Source organism: Cytobacillus depressus (assembly GCF_008923245.1).
GTDB lineage: Bacteria > Bacillota > Bacilli > Bacillales > Cytobacillaceae > Cytobacillus > Cytobacillus depressus.
This window is the reverse complement of sequence record NZ_WBOS01000004.1, coordinates 294,942-315,621: the sequence shown is the minus strand read 5'-3', so window position 1 is coordinate 315,621 and position 20,680 is coordinate 294,942. Positions and strand designations below refer to the sequence as shown.

Here is a 20,680-nt window from a genome sequence, read left to right as displayed (position 1 = left end):
ACAATGTATCTCAAATGATGATCCGGTTTGCGGTAAATGACTTCTCGCTAGTATTAACCTCTCTCCTAATCTTGTGTTGCAGGATCTTACCTCTATGAGGCTTGTTATCGGAATTAAGGCACCTTGTTTCTCCAGATTACCGCATAGTTCGGCTGCTTAATCCTACCTGGCGTTTAGTTAGCTCGTAAGCGTCTTCCACCCAGTCACACAGTACTGCGCGTGTTTCGCTCGGCTCAATAATATCCACAATTCCGAATTTTTCAGCGGTACGGAAAGGAGAAGCAAGCTTGTGGTAGTAGCTCTCTATCTCTTCACGGCGTGCAACCGGATCTTCTGCCGCAGCAATTTCCTTTTTATAAGCTGCGGCAACGCCGCCTTCGATTGGAACCGACCCCCAGCGCGCCGACGGCCAAGCAAAGCGATGGTTTAGCGAGCGGCCTTCCGGACCTTGTTTCGGCCCGTGCGCACCACCGCCGACTCCGAAAGCACGGCGAACAATGATTGAGCACCACGGAGTTTGTGCCTGTTCAATTGCTGCGATCGCACGCATTGCCGCACCCATCGTACCGTTGCGTTCGGCTTCGAGTCCTGTCATCACTCCTGGCTGATCAACGAAATTAATAATCGGAATATGGAAAGTATCACACAAATCAACAAAACGCTCCATTTTTCGCGCCGACTGCAGAGTCAATGCCCCTCCCATAACAACCGGGTCACTTGCCATCACACCTACCGTATAACCGTTCAACCTCGCCAGGCACGTAATAGTGGAACCACCAAAGTACCTTGAGATTTCAAACAATGATCCTTTATCGAACACAGTTTCGAGTATCTTACGTGGTCTGTAGATTTTTCGGCGGTTTTTTGGAATGATTGAGTTCAAATCTTTATCGACACGCCACGGGTCGTCATTCGTCATCTTGCGCTCAGGGACTTCCCAAACATTTCGTGGCATATAAGAGAGAAATTGACGCACCTGGCGTAATGCATCAGCTTCATCGACAGCTTCATTATTGACCACACCACTCAATCGGGTGTGAACATACGAACCTCCCAGTTCATCCTTGGTCACATCCTGGTTCAGACCTTGCTTCACCACTGGCGGACCAGCAGCAAAAACCTGGCTCATATCCTTCACCATCACGGAAAAGTGCGAAAGTCCCACTCTTATGGCACCAAGACCCGCACAAGCCCCTAACGCAACGCCGACAACAGGAACACGACCTAAAAGAGAGACATTTGACCACATTGGATACCCTGGAATCTTGGTACCTTGTAACCTTTCAAGATCTTTGACACTCCCACCGGCCGTGTCTACTAACCGAATGAGCGGCATCTCCATCTCATGTGCCATGCGCTCAGCATAGACCCACTTTTCAGGAACGGCAGACTCAGATGAACCGGCACGTATCGTGAAATCATCACTCGTGACAACAAGTTTGCGCCCTTCAATTCGTCCTGTACCGGCAATCGCGTTAGACGGCGTGAACGATTCCAGATCTCCATCCTTGTTGTATTTACCTTTTCCCGCAATCTTCCCTATTTCGCGAAAGCTGTCCTCATCAAGTAAAAGATCGATCCTCTCACGGGCAGTCAGCTTACCTTTGCTATGCTGATAGGCAATCGATTCAGGTCCGCCCAGTCCATCAGCTGCCTCGCGTCGGTACTGAAGCTCCTCCAGCTCTGGGGTCCAATCCAATGCTACTTCAGGTTTCTTTTTTTCTGTCGTTTCCATCAATCTTTCTCCTTTATTTTGGATTTTTTTCACTCTCCAGCAAAGTGTCTTCCCATCTGGCGATTCCGCGCCGTCACTTTCCAACATGCACATTTTTGGCCATTTCTGCTGAAAAAACCACATTTCGAGATTCCAACTCCGCGATGCGCAACTCGTTAAAGCCCAGTAAATCTGCTAGCACACTGCGTGTATCTCGTCCTACTTCACCGCCAAGCTGATAAATGGCGCCAGGGGTGTCAGAAAGCTTCGGGGCAACCCCGATGACGGTCAGTTTGCCAAATTTTTCGTGAGGCATTTCAACGAGCTGTTCACGCTCCCTGAAATGGGGGTCAGCAAAAATATCAGCAATGGTGTAAACACGTGAGGTTGGTACCGCCGCTTCAAGTAAAACGGTTTCAATTTCTTTGCCCGTGCGCTCTCTCGTCCACGATGAAACGATTTCATCCATTTCATCAACCCGAACCGAGCGTGACTTTTGTGTGCTGTAACGCGGGTCATCAGCAAGCTCCGGTTGTCCCATTGCCTCTGTAAGCCGCCTGAAGATGGCATCGTTGTTGGCGGCGATCAATACATATTCGCCATCCTTTGTGGAATAAAGACTATTGGGAGCGGTATTCGGCAACTTTGCACCAACTCTTTTTGGTACAATACCAAGCTGTTCAAAAGCGGGAACATGCGGCTCCATCAAGCTGAATGCTGCTTCGTATAAAGATGTGTCGATAACCTGTCCTTTTCCTGTCTTATCCCGTTCAACAAGTGCCATCATCGCACCAAAAGCAGCGTAAACGGCAGTCAGATGGTCAGTAACGGCAAGTGCCACCCGAGCTGGAGGCAGGTTCGGTTCCCCTACCATATGTCTTACGCCACCCACTGCCTCGCAGGTAACACCGTAACCTGGACGAGGACTGTAGGGGCCAGTTTGCCCATAACCGCTAATGCGTACCATGATAAGCCCCGGATTTTCTTTGGCGATTTCCTCATATTCCAGTCCCAGCCGGGCTAGCGTACCAGGGCGAAAGTTTTCGATCACGATATCGACTTTTTTCATCAGTTCGCGTACAACGTTTTGTCCATCGGCGGTCTTCATATCAACGGAAATAAGTCGCTTGTTGCGCAGAATTGAAGCCCCATAAAGTGAAACGTCGTCGGCATGCCGTCCCATATTTCGGACCGGATCACCAGTTGGCGGTTCAACTTTGATGACCTCTGCGCCGAAGTCAGCCATTAGGCGTGCGCAGAACGGACCGGCAATAGTCGAACCCAGCTCCAGAACACGATACCCAGTCAAAGGCCCTTGCGGCTTATTTGGTTTTAGAACTGATTGTGTATCGTTACTCGCTTTTTGATGTTCCTGAGACATTTCAATCAACCCCTCCTTTAAAGTGCTTTAATCCTCCAAAATCACTGTAAGGTCACCCTCTGCTATGGAATCTCCTTCGTTTACCTTGATTTCCTTGACAATACCTTCAGCGGGCGCCATAATCGGAATCTCCATCTTCATTGATTCCATTATTAGTAAAACATCCTCTTCCATTACCCGTTGGCCTTCCTTTGTTTCAATTTTCCATACAGATCCTGATATTTCTGCTCTTACTTCGATTTGTGCCATGTGTGCATCACCTTCCAGTTACATTAATATTTAAAAGATTTTAAATTTTATATTATTTGTATATTATTTAAACATATAAGGAATTTCGATGTGAAATACAAATTTATAATATCAATATAAGTATGAGTTATGATTTATAGTGGTTCGGCTTCCAGTTTCAACAAGTCCGCATTGTTGTGAAAGACTTAACATTGTATAAAAAAAGGAGCCGTGTGCTACTTTCTGCACTTAGCTCCTTTTGTTATGATTTTACTATCTTGCTGATTTACTTACGGCTTAACCACGAGCTTGCCCCACGTTTTACGGCTTCCTAAAAGATCTAAAGCTTGTGGTACTTCTTCGAATGGCTGAGGATTGTAAATGAGAGGGCGTACATCGCCACGTTCATATAGGGCCAGAAGGTCCCTATGAATCTCTCTAACCTGTTCTGGGAATTTGTCCCGGAATAATCCCCAATGTACCCCAACTACAGAATAGTTCTTAACGAGTGCATGGTTAGTTGGGGCATCCGCAATGCGTCCCCCGGCAAAACCAATAACTAGGATGCGACCGTCAAATGCAATGCACTTTCTGGAGCGATCAAAGGTATCGCCACCAACCGGATCGACTATCACATCTGCCCCGCGACCTCCTGTTTCTTCTTTGACGATTTTGATGAAATCCTCCGAGAGATAATCGATGGCCACGTCAGCGCCTAGATCCCTGCAAATCTGAGTCTTCTCCGGTCCACCTGCGGTTGCAATCACACGGGCTCCAGCTGCTTTTCCCAATTGAATCGCTGCAGACCCCACACCGCCAGATCCCGCATGTACAAGCAATACTTCACCAGCTTTGAGATTTCCTCGTTTGTGGAGCGCATAGTAAGATGTCTGATAAGTGATAAACAGAGCTGCTGCCTCTTCAAAAGACATGGATTCAGGTATCGGAAAAACAGATCCTTCTGAAACAGCTACCCATTCGGAAAGACCTCCAGCAGGCAACTGAGGCCTGGCAAATACCCGTTGACCAACAACATATAAGCTTCCTTCACCAACCGCTTGGACAATACCAGAAACTTCTGCACCTGGTGTAAATGGCAGCGGTGGCTTTGATTGATACTTTCCTTGACACAGCAGGATATCAAAAAAGTTTAATGCCATTGCCTTAACCTCTATTAATACCTGTCCTGTTCCCAAACTAGGTTTAGGTACCTCATTGATTTGCAATACATCACTTGGATTTCCATTTTCAGCAACTACCCAACTACGCATTTATGATTTCCTCCTTTAGAATCTATAAATCTATCAAAGCATATATAGTGTTTTAATGTAAAATACTAATACAGAATATCAATATAAGGCTTAGTTATGACAACATCGGTCTTCCTATGTTTCCTTAACTAGACAATATAGTTGAGGAAAGGCCCGTATGCACCTCGCCAGCCCTAAACTGTTCTGAGGCAAGCGATTTGAGCAGGAAAGGAATATTCGTCTTTATTCCTGAGACGTCAAATTCTTTCAGTGATTCTGTTAAGATTTCGATCGTTTTTTCGCGGTTTTCCGCATGGGCAATCACTTTAGCAATCATTGGATCGTAATAAGGAGTTACTGTCATTCCTTCTGCGTATCCCGTTTCCACACGAATGCCATTACCGCTAGGCGTACGGAAAGTATTGAGTTTACCTGGAGATGGGAAGAAATTCTTCGGATCTTCCGCATACACCCTTACCTCAATGGCATGGCCATTACGCTCGATGTTTGCAGGTAAAATATTACTTAATCGTTCACCCGCAGCGGAACGGATCTGCGCCACAACGAGATCCACTCCCGTAATCTCTTCCGTGACAGCATGCTCCACCTGCAGACGGGTATTCATTTCCAGAAAACTATAGGAGCCATCACTTCCCCGCAGCATCTCAACTGTTCCGATATTGTCGTACCCGATGTCTTGCAGTACTTTTGTGATTTGTTGTGCCAACCCATCGATTTCTTTTCGATCTACAGCAGGTGCTGGTGCTTCCTCGATGATTTTCTGGTGACGTCGCTGCACTGAGCAATCCCTCTCAAACAAATGCTGTACTCCTCCATGTTGGTCGCCAAGTATCTGGAATTCTATATGGCGAGGTTGAACCATATATTTTTCTAGGTAAACTTGATTGTTTGAAAACGATCGAAATGCCAAAGAACGGGCTCTTTCCACAACTTTAAGCAATTCTTCCTCGTCATGTGCCGGAAGCATACCAATTCCGCCCCCCCCACCAGCGGGTTTGACCAACACTGGGAAGCCAATTTGACGCCCTTGCGCGATGATTTCCTCTTGAACGTCGCTAAGTATGCCCGATCCAAGCCCAATTGGCATACCGTATTTGGCCATCAACTCGCGCGCTTGACTCTTGTGGGACATCGCGTCAATCCAACGGGGTGCCGGTCCTATAAAACGCGCACCAGCATTTTCTACACGTGCAGCAAATTCTGTGTTCTCAGATAGAAACCCATAACCGGGGTGCACACCATCTGCTCCCGTATCTTTAAGTACTTTTAATAGCGCATCCTGGTTCAGATAACTGGCTTGAGCCTGTGCTTCTCCAATCAGATACGCCTCATCTGCTTCTGCAAGATACGGTGCCCCCGCATCGGCCTCAGAGTAAACGGCAACAGAACGGATGCCGAGCGTGCGGAGGGCACGGATCGCACGCCTGGCCACATCCCCTCTATTCGCTACTACTACCTTATGAAATTGATGAATCCCCCTCGTTTTGCGCTCTCCTTTATCGATCCGTTGTGTTTCTAGATTCAATTGACAACACCTCTTTTTTAAGTTTGGTTGAATAGGGTTAATATATGAATATTTTTAATATTATAATTTTAACTTAACTTATAAAGATATATAATGTAAACTAATAATATTGAATATTAATATAACTACTACTTATAAGGTGTGATAACATGCGTATTGAACAGCTAATCTACTTAATCGAAATAGCGAAATGTGGATCTATTTCATCAGCAGCAGAGCAGCTTCACATTTCACAGCCGGGCATCAGTCAAGCTATTGATAGTCTGGAAGAAGAGATGAACACGAAATTATTTCAGCGTTCCAAAAGATTGGGTACGAAACCGACGGAGGATGGGAAAAAAGCTATCAAAATTGCTAAAGAGATTTTAGGCAAATTTGAGGAATTAAAAGAAGTTTCCAATGCTGAATCCGACCAATTAAACGGAACACTTTCTTTTTCTGTTATTCCAAGCGTATGTATGAGTGTCTTACCTAAAACATTGGCCGCATATAAAGATAGGTTTCCCTTGGTAAAGATCGAACTTACTGTACAAGGTTCATTACAGATTGAGAGCGATGTACTAAATGGAAAAATCGATATTGGAATCATTTCCAATGGAAACTATGAGCAAAAAAATTGGGAACATTCGGAGAAATTATCCTTTGAAAAATTGCACGACTTTAAGACTCTCGCATGTGTAGGCCAACAATCACCTTTATCGCGTAACGATTCCGTTTCTCCCGAAGAAATACTTAACTATCCGATCGTTATTTCCAACTCCGATTATAAAATGTATCATAAAATAACAGCATTGCTTAGAAAGTACGGTGAACCCAACATTCTTTTAACAACGGGTAACACAGAAGCCTCCAAACGAATTATAGCCGAAGGATTAGGAATTGGATTTTATACAGATTTGGAACTAAAAAACGATCCCTATGTACTTAAGGGTAAAATTATTCCCTTGCAAATCTCCGGAGAGGAAAAGAGGTCTGCATTTGGCTGGATCAAGTTAAAAGACCAGTATCTCTCAACGACTAGTAGAGAATTCATCAAAGTTCTGAAATCAACCATTTGTGTAGATTTCTAGGGAAATTTGGACACGTGACCAGGAAAAAGATGACTTCGAATGAGTTCTGAAGTCATCTTTTTCCTGCCTACAGCAATTAGGGGAAATGAACTGTCTTTTTAATTATTTAATAGGAATTCAAGGGCTATTTCATTAAATTGCTCTGCTTGTTCAATATGTGCACAGTGAGAGCTATTTTTAAACACTTGAACTTTAGCATGCGGTATACTACTTTGTAGTTTTTCCGCATAATCTGGGAATTTTAATGTATCGTGTTCTCCTGCACAGATTAGGACTGGAACTTTAATCTTTCCATAGTCAGGAATATGGCGCTCCTTTTCCTTAGCAGCAGGTGATTTTAGGCGGGCAGCGGTAGCAGCTTCCCAAGTGCCAGGAATCAGACTTGTTTCATATCTCTTGTCTAAGTATTCTCCAGATTTCCACTTATCTTCATAAAAAAGGAGATCTAAAATTTTCTCCATATACTCCTTACTGCAATCATAATTATTCAAAGTTTCGAAAACTTCGGGGTTGATTGGGCCTCCCCCACTAATCGTGATAAGCTTTTTTATCGGCAAGATCGGTTGGTCTTGTGAAGCCGCTGCTAAAATCATACCTCCACCTACTGAATTTCCTATAAAGGAGGCTTCTTGTATGCACATCACTCGCATGAATTCCCGGATATGATTAAAACGTAAACCTTGAGCGTCATCAAAACTGAATAATTTATCCGTACCCCCAAATCCAACCATATCTAAAGCATACACATGAAAGTGTTTACTCAATACTTCAATATTGTACTCCCAACTGTTTTCCGCACTTGCTCCATATTCCCCGCTGTGTAGCAGCATTAATGGTTCTCCTTGACCAGCCTCTAAATAGTGAGTCCGTATATTCCCCACCATTACATACTTGCTTTGAAACATAGTACCCCTCCTGATTCGTTCATTTTTTCGAATAAAAATAGATTTTTCCAAATCGATTACCACTTGAAGCTTTAGAATAATACTTAAGACAAGACCTGTAAGTAAATGGCATGTTCTAAAATCCACTATTTATGTAGATTTTTAGAGATAATCCTCTTTAAAACAACAAAACTATCAAATCACTGCATGAATTTCACGATTTCGGCCGTGAATGGTTCGGCTGCTTCAATGTTCGACAAATGAGCAGCTTCCAATTCAAGGTATTTGGCACCAGGAATCTGATCAGCAATAGATTGCACAACACTCGGAGGCATGGATAAGTCCTCACTGCCCGCAACCAACAATGACGGAACAGTTATACGGCAAACGGTACCCCTTTGATCCATATCCCGGATTGCTGCACAGGAAGCTGCGTAACCCTCTGGTGACGTTGCCAATACCATTCTTCTTAACTTTTCTACCTCGTTTGGTGCTTTATCATGAAAGGAAGCACTTAAGCAAGTCTTTAAACTTCCAGCGACAACAGCATCCATCCCGCCCTTGAGAACGGATTCAATGCGCGAATTAAAGACTTCAGCCTGCCCTTTATATGCCGCAGTATTACAAAGAGCGATTTTCATCAGGCGGTCAGGAACATGCCCGGCCAGCCATATTCCGATCATACCACCTATCGAAATGCCGCAAAAATTTGCCCGCTCAATTTCCAAACCATCCAATAAGCCCACTACATCCAATGCCAACTGCTCTATCGTATAAGGTCCAGGGGCCGTCTCCGACGCACCGTGCCCACGCATGTCGTAGCGCAACACCCGAAAATGTTGTGTGAATTCTGGTATCTGCAAATCCCACATGGAAAGATCGGTTCCAAGCGAATGGGAGAGAACTAAGACAGGCAGACCCTCCGCACCGTCAAATCGATAATGCAATTTAGTTCCATTTACATTAATAAAATTCATACCTTATCTCCTTAAATTGATAGTGTTATTTACGCCTTCGACCCACCATCAATCTTGTATTCTGATCCTGTTATAAAAGAGGCTTTTTCAGATGACAAAAATAAAACGAGCTCTGCAATTTCTTCTGGCCTAGCATAACGTTTCAAGGGAATACGCTGCTCGGCTTGCTCCCTTACCTTCTCTGTTTCCGGTGAACGAAACTCTTCGATTATATTTATCATAGGTGTATATACAGCAGATGGACAGATAACGTTAACCCGGACCCCAAAACCTGCCGACTCTAGAGCGGCTGATTTGGTGAGCCCGATGACTCCATGCTTAGCAGCAGAGTAAGCGGATAGTCCGACACCGCCATGCAATCCTAGACCAGACGACGTATTCACGATGCTTCCTGAGTTTTGTTCTTGCATGACTTTCAACACGTGTTTTAAACCATAAAAAACACCTTTTACATTTACGTTGATAACCTTATCAAAATCTTCAGCAGTGATTTCCGTCATTCTTGCCAACTTGCCTACAATGCCGGCATTGTTAAAGAATATGTCAATCCTGCCGTACTTCTCTTTTGTCGCCTGAACGTAGTTCATCACTTGATTCTCGTTTGAAACATCAGCTCCTATCGCCAAGTAATCTTCTAGTTCTAGTTCCGACGCAACGGATTCCAGGACGGATTGATCTAAATCTACCAATGCTAGTTTTGCCCCTTGTTTGGCAAACAGGCGAGCCGCCTCCTTACCGATTCCTCCAGCAGCCCCCGTAATGATTACTACCTTATCTGCAAATTCCACCTAAGTTCCCTCCTTACTTAAATTCGGCGTAACCGTCATCCAACATAACGGTACTTCCATTAATAACATTTGCCGTATCCTGACAAAGTAGAAAAACAGCATCTGCTATAGCTTCCGGTTGAATAAGCTCATTTCGCATGTGCTTGCCGGAAGCCCTATCTTTGGGCCGTTTACTGATAGGTGTATCGACGTATCCTGGTGCTATCCCGACAACACGAATACCGTATGGTGCCAGCTCAAGCGCAGCACATTGGGTCATCATTTTCTCAGCAGCTTTGGATGTATGGTAACCAATAATTCCTCCGCTAGATGCAAGAAAACCAAATGTTGAACCATTATTAACAATTACTCCTTGGATGCCAAGATCTTTCATTTTGCGTGCTGCTGCTAAAATGCCATAGTAGACACCATACTGATTTACTTTAATAACACGATCATACTTCTCCGGATCATGCTCAAGCAGTGGCGCTCTTCCACCTATTCCAGCGTTATTAAACATAATATCTATGCTTCCATATATCTCCGCTGCAAAATTAACTGCTTTTTCCACATCCTGTACGTTTGCCACGTCGGTTTTGATATACGCTGCTTCTCCACCAGCTTTTTTTATCAAGTCAACTGTTTCCATTCCGCCAGCTTCGTTAAGATCAGCGACGATCACTTTCGCTCCTTCACGGGCAAATTTACGTGCTGTCGCTCGACCAATCCCACTGGCTGCCCCCGTAATAACAATTACCTTTTCTTTTTCATTCATACTTGTTAACCTCCACTCATAAACTCGTATCCAGTCTTACTATTTTGGATTGTTTAGGGAAATTACACTATTCATTTTTATCAGAAAATTTTATATGTGTTATTGTTATTAAAGGGAATTTTCAATGACCATACGATCTACCATTTAACCCAAAGCTCTTTCGGTCCACGTGCAAATAGATTAACAGAGATTGTTTTTACTTCATCCTCAGAAAGCTGGAGGTTTGGCAACCGTTTGGCTAACTCCTCAAGAATCACTCGCACCTCAAGGCGGGCAAGTGGAGCACCGATACAGAAATGCTTTCCAAAGCCAAAGCCCAAGTGGTTCTTCGTATTTTCACGGTGAATATCGAACGTTTCTGGGTCTTCAAACATGGAGTCATCATGGCCTGATGAAGCCATCACCAGCAGTATGTTTCCACCCTCTGGAATCTCTACACCACCGATATTTACCGACTTCAGTGCACGCCTCCGCCAGTAGAAAACAGGAGGATTGTAGCGCATAACTTCCTCTACAGTATTTGGAATGAGGCTTGAATTAGCGCAAATCTCATCCCAAGCATGCCGTTCGGTGAGCAAGGTACGAACTGCGTTGCCCGCTAGGTTAGTCGTCGTCTCATGTCCTGCAAAAAGAAGGCCATATAGGATTCCCGCGATGTCTTCCAAAGATAATATGTTATCATCCCCATTCCGATAACGGAGCAAGTCTCCCAAGAAGTTATCCGGCGTAACCTCGGCATCTGCGACCTCTTTTACCATGCTTTTAGATAATTTCCAAAAGTCCACTGCTGCATGGGCTTCCATCTCTTGCTCTTCTGGAGGTAGGTCACCAAATTTCAATGACTGACGCTTCTCGGAGAGTAGCTTAATTTCAGACATATACTTTTTCGGAAAACCTAGGAATTCAAAGAGAACCTCTGCGGGTAATTCAAAGAACATTTCCGCGACTAAATCGGCTTTTTCCTTGTGAATAAATCGATCAATGTGTTCAGTAACGAGAGCCCGAACCTTCGATTCCATTTCATTCACACGCTTCGGGACAAAGGCAAAGTTAATAGGTCTGCGAATTCTTTTATGTTCAGGATCATCATTGGTGACAGTATTTTTCGGGTTAACCTCGCCCTCCCTAAGGATTTCGATGGCCCGTTGGGATAACGGACGGATGGCTTCCTTAAGAATCTTCGACGAAAACGTAGCTGGTTCTGCAAGAATTTTTTTTATGTCCGCATAGCGAGTGACAACCCAATAGTTCAACTCAGGGTGAAAAAACACGGGTTCGTTCTGTCGAGCATTTTTCCAAAAAGGATGGGGATCTGCCCAATAGGTTTGGTCGAAAGGTTTAAATTCGCTTCCCGCGCCATGAAACGGACATTTGCTAATGGATGCAGCATTATTCTCAAGAATCATACATTTTCCTCCTTCAATAAAATCATGTTTGCTACTTTGAAGTCGAGCTATTTGCAGTAACAAAGTGAGGGAAACCCTAGGAGCCCAAATATAAAGGCCACATTAGGATCTCACCGCAACTTTTATGGCTTACTTTTCTTACACCGCTTCTATCAAAATAGTATCATACACTAGCAGGAGCCGTCTCTCCCCTTAAATTAGGGTATATAATTAATAGAGAAAAAAAGATAACTTGCCCCTGTTTAACCCGCCGACACTTCTTCACTGTGATGTACAGTCTTTCTTACATACACATCCGGCTTACATAATAAGGTGAAAACTAAACCGGCTAACACTAATTGCGAGCCCATAAATAAGATCGAATAGTCAAATCCAAGCGCTTCATTCGTACCGGCAAATTGCACAATGAATCCGGTCACAACGGGTCCAACAACCCCTGCGAATTGGGCGCAGCCCGTTCCCACACCAAGGATTAACCCTTTCCTTTCAGGCAGCAAGCTCAGCGCAATCGGCACCCACAGGATAAACACGGCATGTACCATGGCTTTAGCTAAAATCATGGCGATAAGTATATAGACGGGATTGGTAAAAATGGTCATCGAGTAGAACAGGACACCTGACAGTATGGCACCGATACCGGCCACCATAACTCGCGCTTTGCGCAGGCTGTTATGTTTCTGGAATAAACGATCAGAATACCAAGCAATTAATATCATTAACACAATATACGCAGCCCCCAAGATGGATGAAAAATTCCCCATCTCAGTCGGTGTCAAGTGGACCGCTTTTACCAAATAGGCAGGTAAAAAGGATTGTGTCCACACCAAAACCCAATAGGTCGAAAAGAGCATCAGACAAACCATTACAAAAGGACGAGACAGTAATACAGGGTAGGTTTCCGACCATTTCAATTTCGGCACCGGCATCGTTTTTACTTCCGTCGCCCCGGCGTTCTCCGAAACCGTCTTCTCCTTCCCTAACCATAACCACAAGACAACCCAAACTAGACTAATCGCACCTAAAACGCCAAACGTCTGCCGCCAACCCAATTCCTGAATACCGAGAACGAGCAAAGGAGCACAAATCAAACCGCCTACCGCACTGCCGGCATTGACGAGGGAAATGGCAAAACTGAGGCGTTCCGGCTTAAACCACTTGCTTAAATGATTGTTCGAGGTGGGAGAATACGGTCCTTCGAAAGCACCTAACGCCACTCTCATGATAATCAAACCGAATACCCCCGTAACGAGAAATGCGCCGGACTGAATGACCGACCAGGCAAGAAGCATGATAGTCAATAAATTTCTGGTTCCAATCCGGTCACTTAATGCCGATCCGAAAATTCCCGAAATCATAAAGAGCCAGAAAAAGCTACTGCTTAACAATCCCCATTGCGTGTATGATAAATTAAACTCTTCCATAATTGGGACCGCTGCATATCCCGCAACCATTTTGTCAGCAAAGTTTATCACCATACCTATAAACAAAAATATAACTATTCTCCAGCGCATAAACAATTCACTCCTTCAAAATTAGAATCTATCCCCTTAACACGCATTTGCTTCTAAATGGTTGCGCTTTCATCTTTTGGCTGCAGGTTTCCCTGTTCGTTTGTTACGATATATCATCCAGATAGATCCTCCCCTTCCATATCTAAATCAGCCGTAAACGAATGATCATCCTACACGCTCTGGAATAATGATCCGGACTCCACATCAAAAAGGTTCCTAATCGGTATCCCCGTCTTTAGTGGTTCCATCACCCGCAAATCTGCTGTCATTGCAATTTTCCATAAAGCTCTAGCAAATTCTCCTCTAAGATCGACTTATGCCATGTAATCATCGGCTTTATGATTATATTAAATATTTTGAACACTCTGTATTTTACAATTGATTACTATATAACATACAGATATGTAGATTCAATGTAAAATACAGATCCGCAATATCTATATAAGTACAATTTATATAAACTGAGGGTACATCTTATATGAGCCATGCATTTTTGAATTACTATCTTCCACTGAATACCGCTGATCGTTTATCCAAAAATGCCTGAGTTCCTTCATCCTTATCATCGGAATTAAATAGAATGGCCTGAGATAATTTTTCCATCATCAATGCCGTATCCATATCCAAATCAAGACCGCGATTTACCGTTAGCTTAGCTAGTCTGATGGCGAGCGGACCTTTGGTAAGAAGCTTATCCGCTTTTTCCTTCACGGTACTCCATAGTTCTCCCATTGGTACCGCACAGGATACGAGTCCGATCGCTTCAGCATGCTTTGCCATGATAATATCTCCAGTAAGGATCATATCTAGCGCTCTTCCTTTTCCTACGATTCGCGCTAGGCGTTGTGTACCACCGGCCCCAGGAATAATCGAAAGATTTAATTCAGGCAGCCCAATTTTGGCATGTTCAGCAGCGATTCGAATATCGCAGGCCATCGCAAGCTCACACCCGCCTCCAAGCGCAAATCCATTAATCGCAGCAATTGTTGCCTTACTGGAGTTTTCAATGAGTCGGTAAGTAGCTGACATGCTTGGCAGGAGGGCATCCATTGCTGTTTTTTCTCTCAATTGGCGAATATCTGCCCCCGCGGCAAACGACTTCTCCCCTTCACCTGTAAAAACAATAACTCCAACTTCCTCATCACGTTCCAATCTTTCTAGAGCCCGTTCGATTTCCTTTAATGTATTACCATCCAAAGCGTTTCTAACCTCAGGCCGGTTGATTTTTATTACACCAATCCGCCCTTCTTTTTCCACTAAAACATTTTCAAATTCCATGTTTTCTCACCTTCCTAACATAACTAATTCGACAACGACAGGCATTTCTTCAATGCATCTTCATGACTAAGAATACGTATAAAATCCTTTTCCAGTTTTACGTCCCAAATCGCCTTTTTCAAATAACTCTGTTACGACTCGGGATGGCTTCATATTTTCATCACCTGATTCCTGATAACGCTGCATCCGAACATAATAGTGTACATCGATTCCAGTCAGATCAATCAGAGCGAACGGACCAATTGGATGGTTTAGCGCTTTAGTGCAAGCTAGATCGATTTCCTCCGCTGTGGCGACACCATTTTCCAGCAGGTAAATCGCCTCGTCCATCAACTTTCCTAAAATTCGGTTGGCTACAAAACCGGTGATCTCTGTTTTTAATAAAATGGGAACCTTATTGATTCGCTTTGCTAATTCAAATGTGATTTGTGCCGTTTCTTCGGATGTATGAGGCCCTTGCACTACTTCAACTAATTCCATGACTAAAGCAGGGTTAAAAAAGTGCATATTGCATATCTTGTCTGGACGGCAGGTTGCATCGGCCATTTTCGAACTGACGATTGTGGAACTGTTGCTGGCGATGATAGTATGGGCAGGGGCTAGACGGTCCACTTCAGCATAAAGGACACGTTTGGCTTCCAAGTTTTCCACAATTGCCTCAATCACGTAATCTGCATTCTTTACTGCTTCCTCTAACAAACTCTCGAAATGAATCCGATCAAAGGCACTTGTCACTTGGACTTGTGACAATCTGCCTTTTTCTACTCTCCGCTTCATATGTCCTTTTAAAGATTGCTTCGCTTTTACTAGACTTTTTTCATTGATGTCCTGCAGGGTTACTTGATATCCGGCCAGGGCGCAAACCATGGCAATTTGCGAACCCATTGCTCCGGAGCCAATCACAGCGATATGTTTGATTTGATTGATATCCATATCTTTTTCACATTGCCCCTCTTTCAAATTTTTTTATACTTTCCTAGCATTCTTCTAATACACGTTGTGAGATGATTATTTCGAAGAACTCTCTATTAACCTATTTTTATATTAATTCAATGGCAATCGCCATTCCTTGTCCGCCGCCTACACATAGAGTAGCTAAACCCAGTTGTTCATTACGGCGCTTCATTTCATAAAGCAGTGTAGTGATAATTCTTGCTCCAGTGGCTCCGAGCGGATGACCGAGAGCAATGGCTCCCCCGTTGACATTCAACTTATCGGTATCTAAGTCCAATTCCCGAATGACAGCAAGAGCTTGGGCTGCGAAGGCTTCATTCAGCTCCACTAGTCCGTAATCGAGTAATTTGGTTCCTGTTCTGGTTAGCAGCTTTTTCACAGCTGGAATCGGACCGATTCCCATCACCTCGGGAGATACGCCAGCTGTAGCCCAATCCACAATTTTGGCCATTGGCTTCACGCCTAACTCTTCTGCCTTTGCTCTAGACATGATTACCAGTGCCGCCGCACCGTCGTTTCTTCCACACGCATTTCCGGCGGTTACAGATCCATCTTTCCTAAATGCCGGTCTCAGAGCGGCCAACTGTTCTAACGAAGTTTGGCGAGGAAATTCATCCGTATCAAATAGGAAGGTGTTTTTCTTCTGTTTAACCTCCACAGGCACGATTTCATCTTTAAACTTTCCAGCCTTGATGGCTTCAGCAGCCCTCTGCTGGCTCTGCAAGGCAAAAGCATCCTGCTCTTCACGAGAAATACCATACCGTTCTGCAACGTTTTCCGCCGTCATACCCATACCGAGTTGAGGGCCATAGATTTCGATCGGCTGCTGCGCATTTTCCAAGTTAGAATCGACCAAAGTGGGATTTCCCTCGCCAAATCGTGAATTCCTGAGATAAATGGGAGATAAGCTAAGGCTTTCAGCTCCCCCGGCTATTACTACATCCGCCTGTCCGAATGCAATCTGCTGAACAGCCGAACCAATGGCCTGCATGCCAGATGCACATAGACGATTTACCGTAAACGCCGAAGCGGTTTCAGGTACGCCTGCGCGTAATGAAGCCACTCTAGCCATATTGGAGGATTGGGTCGATTGCCGTACCTCGCCCATGATGACCTCACTAACATACTCTGGTGAAATGCCCGCGCGCTGAATCGCTTCACGAATAACCACTGCTCCTAACTTTCCTGAATCAATGTCCTTCAGCGTCCCACCAAATTTCCCAATGGCCGTCCTGGCCGCTGATACAATCACAATGTCATCCTTCATTTACTTCACCTCATTAGAAAAATTATCGTTGTTACCGACCGCTGTTTTCGGCAGTACATTTAAAAACACCACGTATTTGGGTACCTTATATTTTGCGATGCGGTATTTACACCATTGGATCAGTTCTTCTTCACCCAAATCGCTTCCCTGACGAAGAACTTGAATAATACCAGAACTCTATATCAATTAAGAATATTTAAAATAAATTAATGCAAATTTTATGCCAACCTCCAAAAACAATAGCTTAGATGCAACATTTTGCTAATTTTAGACTATAAATCCCATTCCGGCTTTTCAACCATTCAGCTGCTTGATTGTATTAATTCAAAAATAACTTAAAAAGTGGATAATCTTGAGTTATTCTTGCATTATAATTTATTTTTGAATCACTTCGTATTCGGATACTGCTCAAAAAAGACTCTTATCGCTCTAAAATAAGGGCTATGCCCTGTCCACCGCCAATGCAGGCTGTAACTAAAATCAAAAAAATGCCCCCATAAAGTGTTTAAGATAAATCCCTAATGGTTTTTATCCAAAGTCTACTTTAAGGGGGCACGATACTTCTCTTCTACACTATGAAACTTGAATACTTTTTCCATCAAAATAGGGGATAATTGATAACACCCCACATTGAGCCACAAAACTCAATTCGGTTTCCGCACCACGACCCAAAATCCTTTGTCCTACCCTAGATGTCTGTAGGATCTCTTCACTTCGATTCCGATTGGCTTGATAGAAGAGCAAAGCAGCCTGGGCAGCATCCGTCAATTCCCAAACTTGCTGTCCACCCTCTGATAAGCAATCCAATAAGTAACCTGCTCCATAAAAATCCTCTATACAAAAGGACCCATCCGTACCCGAACAGATAAGAATGATCGTCTCCTCACGATGCTTTTCGAGAATTCGCTCTGCAACTGCCTGCCCATTTAAAAGGGAGCCTATATAAACTTGAGTAGCAGTAGATGCCTTGCGGACAGCAACTGTACCATTTGTTGTGGAAAGGATGATGCTTTTTCCCCTGACTTCGTCTCTTAACGGCAATGGTTGCGGGGCGTGAAATCCATCGATCGTTTTCCCCTTATATTCCCCAACAAGCAAAAAACTGTCTTCGTTTCTTCCCTTAGCCACTTTCAAGGCTTCTTCCCCTTGACGGACTGGTATCACTTCTTTAGCCCCGAAATGCAGTCCCGCTGTAATCGTTGACGTAGCTAGAAGTACGTCAAAGACAACGGCCACATGATTTTTCATTTTTTCTTCATCTATCTCTTCTTTTTTAAAAAGCAGATGAATTTTCCCCATTGTATACACCTCTGCATCTTGACCTTATTTTCTGTTTAATAACCCAAGTGCTATCTGGATTAATCCACGAGCAGCATCTTCATAAGTAGAAAAACGTTCATCCGACGTTTGCCCGTTTTTCCACCGAAAAAAAATTTGTTGGACAATCACTGCTAGTTTAAAGTAGGCGAACGCTAAATAAAAATCGATTTGGGATACGTCCCGTCCGCTTTTCTTCGCGTATGCTTCAATAAATTGATCTCGGGTCATAAAGCCAGGTAAGATCGTGACCGGAGGCTTTTTACCCCCCCTGTTTTTCAAGATATCCGGATCATCTTCTTGAACCCAATAACTCATGGCGCTGCCTAAATCGGCCAGGGGGTCTCCAATGGTTGTCATTTCCCAATCAAATATCGCAGTCATTTTACCTAAATCCTGATAATCAAACATCACATTATTTAATTTATAATCATAATGGATGATGGTACCCTTCTGGGAAACCGGGACATGATCCGCCAGCCATTTTGTCAATTCTTCTACCCCTTCGATTTCGGCCGTTTTAGCCCGATTGTACCTGCCAATCCAGCCATGCACCTGTCTTTCCATAAACCCTGTGGGATAGCCCAATCCCAGAAGGCCTGCCGCCTCATAATCAATTTGATGCAGTTCAACTAGACGGTCGACCATGGTTTCTGAGATTTTGCCGCAGATCTCATGTGTTGGGTTATGAGAAGCGGGAAACTCCGTATCCAAAACTATTCCTGTCCGTCGTTCCATCAGTAAAAAGTCGCTTCCAATGATTCCCTTGTCATCGCAGAATAAATACGGCTCCGGCGCAAGAGGATAAACCGCATGAATCCTTTTGAGCAGTTTGTATTCCCGGGCCATGTCATGTGCCTTAGGTGCCACCGGTCCATGGGGAGGTCTGCGAAGCACAGCCTCCCAATTCCCTTTGCTCAATAGATAGGTTAAATTGGAAGCACCCTTGCCGAATTGTCTGACAACCAATGGTGAATCATCCAAATGTCCAAAACTCCCTTGGAGATAGGTATCCAATCTCTCTAGGTGTAGTTCCTCTCCCTGGCGGACAACGATCGTATCATCATCCGCTGGATTCCAAGTGGCCTGATTCTTACTCATCTAGCTCATCACCTGCTTTTTTTCTTGAGTTTTTGCTTGCGATCTCAGCTCCATTTTGGCAATAGCGGATCGATGGACTTCATCAGGGCCATCTGCGAATCGAAGTGTTCTTGATTTTGCCCAAGCTGCGGCAAGCGGGAAATCATCGCTCACTCCTGCTCCACCAAGAGACTGTATCGCTCGGTCTAGTACCCTTAGGGCCATATTCGGAGCGACAACTTTAATCATAGATATTTCCTTTCTAGCCACCTTATTCCCAACAGTATCCATCATATAGGCCGCTTTTAAAGTCAGAAGACGTGCCTGTTCAATATCCATTCGCGACTCAGCAATCCATTCCTGGATGACCCCTTGTTCTGCAAGCGGTTTACCAAAGGCAACTCGTTCTTGTACCCGGCTGCACATGATTTCAAGTGCCCGCTCGGCCGCCCCGATTAAACGCATGCAATGATGAATCCGACCAGGGCCAAGTCTTCCTTGTGCGATTGCAAAGCCTTTGCCTTCACCCCAGATAATGTTAGAAACCGGAACCCGAACTTGGTTGAATTCAATTTCAGAGTGACCGTGCGGTGCATGATCATAGCCAAATACAGGTAATTGTCTGACATTATTTACTCCCGGAGTATCTAGCGGTACCAAAATCTGGCCATGCCTTTCATGCTTAGGCCCTTCTGGATTCGTTATCCCCATTACAATAGCGATCTTACATCTGGAATCCCCTGCACCGGAAGACCACCATTTCCGGCCGTTGATCACATATTCATCCCCGTCCCTTTCAATCGTTGCTTCCATATTTGTTGCATCAGAGGATGCTACACCAGGCTCTGTCATTGAAAAACAAGAACGAATTTCCCCATTTAATAACGGAAGTAGCCATTTCTCTTTTTGTTCCTCCGTACCATAACGAACCAACACTTCCATATTCCCCGTGTCAGGTGCACTGCAATTGAAAACAGCCGGACCAATCATGGAACGCCCCATAATTTCACAAAGTGGAGCATATTCAACATTTGTTAAACCAGCCCCATATTCGCTGTCTGGTAAAAATAAATTCCATAATCCAGCAGCCTTCGCCTTTGCTTGCATTTCTTTCATAATCGGAGGCTCATCCCATCGACTCACGCCTTCGTTCAATTGACGTTCATAAACAGCTTCATTTGGATAAACGACTTCATCCATAAATAATGTTAACTTTTCCTGCAATTCTTTCACTTTATCACTGTATTCAAAATTCATGTTTATACCCTCCTAGTA

The 20,680-nt window shown here is 44.2% G+C and carries 19 protein-coding genes; 1 reads left to right on the top strand and 18 read right to left on the bottom strand.

Annotated features, from left to right (window positions below):
• Positions 1–136: 136 nt before the first annotated feature.
• The 5 genes from F7731_RS12210 to F7731_RS12190 all read right to left on the bottom strand — a co-directional run bounded on the left by F7731_RS12210 (position 137) and on the right by F7731_RS12190 (position 6,119).
• Complete coding sequence (locus tag F7731_RS12210; protein ID WP_246197196.1) at positions 137–1,735, bottom strand: acyl-CoA carboxylase subunit beta; 1,599 nt, start codon at positions 1,733–1,735, stop codon at positions 137–139.
• A 73-nt stretch (positions 1,736–1,808) separates the two neighbouring features.
• A complete protein-coding gene (locus F7731_RS12205) occupies positions 1,809–3,095 on the bottom strand; it encodes a CaiB/BaiF CoA transferase family protein (RefSeq protein ID WP_151535053.1) in 1,287 nt (428 codons plus the stop codon).
• 27 nt (positions 3,096–3,122) lie between these two features.
• Positions 3,123–3,344, bottom strand: coding sequence for a biotin/lipoyl-binding carrier protein (locus F7731_RS12200; protein ID WP_151535052.1), 222 nt, complete (start codon positions 3,342–3,344; stop codon positions 3,123–3,125).
• 269 nt (positions 3,345–3,613) lie between these two features.
• Complete coding sequence (locus tag F7731_RS12195) at positions 3,614–4,594, bottom strand: NADPH:quinone oxidoreductase family protein (protein WP_151535051.1); 981 nt, start codon at positions 4,592–4,594, stop codon at positions 3,614–3,616.
• 124 nt (positions 4,595–4,718) lie between these two features.
• Positions 4,719–6,119, bottom strand: coding sequence for an acetyl-CoA carboxylase biotin carboxylase subunit (locus F7731_RS12190; RefSeq protein ID WP_246197195.1), 1,401 nt, complete (start codon positions 6,117–6,119; stop codon positions 4,719–4,721).
• 149 nt (positions 6,120–6,268) lie between these two features.
• On the opposite strand from F7731_RS12190, the gene F7731_RS12185 reads away from it, so the two are divergent.
• Positions 6,269–7,189, top strand: a complete 921-nt coding sequence (locus F7731_RS12185) for a LysR family transcriptional regulator (protein WP_151535050.1) — start codon at positions 6,269–6,271, stop codon at positions 7,187–7,189.
• Positions 7,190–7,287: 98 nt separating this feature from the next.
• Here F7731_RS12185 and F7731_RS12180 read toward each other — a convergent pair whose 3' ends face one another.
• The 13 genes from F7731_RS12180 to F7731_RS12120 form a co-directional block, all read right to left on the bottom strand.
• A complete protein-coding gene (locus tag F7731_RS12180; protein ID WP_151535049.1) occupies positions 7,288–8,094 on the bottom strand; it encodes an alpha/beta fold hydrolase in 807 nt (268 codons plus the stop codon).
• Between the two features lie 179 nt (positions 8,095–8,273).
• Positions 8,274–9,050, bottom strand: coding sequence for a 3-oxoadipate enol-lactonase (pcaD, locus tag F7731_RS12175; RefSeq protein WP_151535048.1), 777 nt, complete (start codon positions 9,048–9,050; stop codon positions 8,274–8,276).
• A gap of 29 nt (positions 9,051–9,079) precedes the next feature.
• Entirely contained in the window at positions 9,080–9,838 is a 759-nt protein-coding gene (locus tag F7731_RS12170) for an SDR family NAD(P)-dependent oxidoreductase (RefSeq protein ID WP_151535047.1), read from the bottom strand.
• 13 nt (positions 9,839–9,851) lie between these two features.
• Positions 9,852–10,592, bottom strand: a complete 741-nt coding sequence (locus F7731_RS12165; protein WP_151535046.1) for an SDR family NAD(P)-dependent oxidoreductase — start codon at positions 10,590–10,592, stop codon at positions 9,852–9,854.
• A gap of 137 nt (positions 10,593–10,729) precedes the next feature.
• A complete protein-coding gene (locus F7731_RS12160) occupies positions 10,730–12,061 on the bottom strand; it encodes a cytochrome P450 (RefSeq protein ID WP_151535045.1) in 1,332 nt (443 codons plus the stop codon).
• A 179-nt stretch (positions 12,062–12,240) separates the two neighbouring features.
• Positions 12,241–13,509, bottom strand: a complete 1,269-nt coding sequence (locus F7731_RS12155; protein WP_151535044.1) for an MFS transporter — start codon at positions 13,507–13,509, stop codon at positions 12,241–12,243.
• Positions 13,510–14,010: 501 nt separating this feature from the next.
• Entirely contained in the window at positions 14,011–14,787 is a 777-nt protein-coding gene (locus tag F7731_RS12150; protein ID WP_151535043.1) for an enoyl-CoA hydratase/isomerase family protein, read from the bottom strand.
• A 66-nt stretch (positions 14,788–14,853) separates the two neighbouring features.
• Positions 14,854–15,720: a 3-hydroxyacyl-CoA dehydrogenase family protein gene (locus F7731_RS12145; protein ID WP_151535169.1), complete on the bottom strand. Its 867-nt coding sequence runs from the start codon at positions 15,718–15,720 to the stop codon at positions 14,854–14,856.
• Positions 15,721–15,826: 106 nt separating this feature from the next.
• Positions 15,827–17,008, bottom strand: coding sequence for a thiolase family protein (locus F7731_RS12140; protein ID WP_151535042.1), 1,182 nt, complete (start codon positions 17,006–17,008; stop codon positions 15,827–15,829).
• A complete protein-coding gene (locus F7731_RS27295; RefSeq protein WP_425481999.1) occupies positions 17,009–17,173 on the bottom strand; it encodes an AMP-binding enzyme in 165 nt (54 codons plus the stop codon).
• A gap of 408 nt (positions 17,174–17,581) precedes the next feature.
• A complete protein-coding gene (locus tag F7731_RS12130) occupies positions 17,582–18,307 on the bottom strand; it encodes a 2-phosphosulfolactate phosphatase (protein ID WP_151535041.1) in 726 nt (241 codons plus the stop codon).
• A gap of 24 nt (positions 18,308–18,331) precedes the next feature.
• Complete coding sequence (locus F7731_RS12125; RefSeq protein WP_151535040.1) at positions 18,332–19,426, bottom strand: phosphotransferase family protein; 1,095 nt, start codon at positions 19,424–19,426, stop codon at positions 18,332–18,334.
• Complete coding sequence (locus F7731_RS12120) at positions 19,427–20,662, bottom strand: acyl-CoA dehydrogenase family protein (protein ID WP_151535039.1); 1,236 nt, start codon at positions 20,660–20,662, stop codon at positions 19,427–19,429. It lies immediately after the preceding gene.
• Between the last annotated feature and the right edge of the window lie 18 nt (positions 20,663–20,680).

Coding starts and splice junctions, on each gene's coding strand:
- F7731_RS12205 (WP_151535053.1), bottom strand. CDS start 3,095: ATGTCTCAGGAACATCAAAAAGCGAGTAACGATACACAATCAGTTCTA.
- F7731_RS12195 (WP_151535051.1), bottom strand. CDS start 4,594: ATGCGTAGTTGGGTAGTTGCTGAAAATGGAAATCCAAGTGATGTATTG.
- F7731_RS12180 (WP_151535049.1), bottom strand. CDS start 8,094: ATGTTTCAAAGCAAGTATGTAATGGTGGGGAATATACGGACTCACTAT.
- F7731_RS12125 (WP_151535040.1), bottom strand. CDS start 19,426: ATGAGTAAGAATCAGGCCACTTGGAATCCAGCGGATGATGATACGATC.
- F7731_RS12200 (WP_151535052.1), bottom strand. CDS start 3,344: ATGGCACAAATCGAAGTAAGAGCAGAAATATCAGGATCTGTATGGAAA.
- F7731_RS12210 (WP_246197196.1), bottom strand. CDS start 1,735: ATGGAAACGACAGAAAAAAAGAAACCTGAAGTAGCATTGGATTGGACC.
- F7731_RS12165 (WP_151535046.1), bottom strand. CDS start 10,592: ATGAATGAAAAAGAAAAGGTAATTGTTATTACGGGGGCAGCCAGTGGG.
- F7731_RS12140 (WP_151535042.1), bottom strand. CDS start 17,008: ATGAAGGATGACATTGTGATTGTATCAGCGGCCAGGACGGCCATTGGG.
- F7731_RS12130 (WP_151535041.1), bottom strand. CDS start 18,307: ATGGGGAAAATTCATCTGCTTTTTAAAAAAGAAGAGATAGATGAAGAA.
- F7731_RS12185 (WP_151535050.1), top strand. CDS start 6,269: ATGCGTATTGAACAGCTAATCTACTTAATCGAAATAGCGAAATGTGGA.
- F7731_RS12145 (WP_151535169.1), bottom strand. CDS start 15,720: ATGGATATCAATCAAATCAAACATATCGCTGTGATTGGCTCCGGAGCA.
- F7731_RS12120 (WP_151535039.1), bottom strand. CDS start 20,662: ATGAATTTTGAATACAGTGATAAAGTGAAAGAATTGCAGGAAAAGTTA.
- F7731_RS12155 (WP_151535044.1), bottom strand. CDS start 13,509: ATGCGCTGGAGAATAGTTATATTTTTGTTTATAGGTATGGTGATAAAC.
- F7731_RS12150 (WP_151535043.1), bottom strand. CDS start 14,787: ATGGAATTTGAAAATGTTTTAGTGGAAAAAGAAGGGCGGATTGGTGTA.
- pcaD (WP_151535048.1), bottom strand. CDS start 9,050: ATGAATTTTATTAATGTAAATGGAACTAAATTGCATTATCGATTTGAC.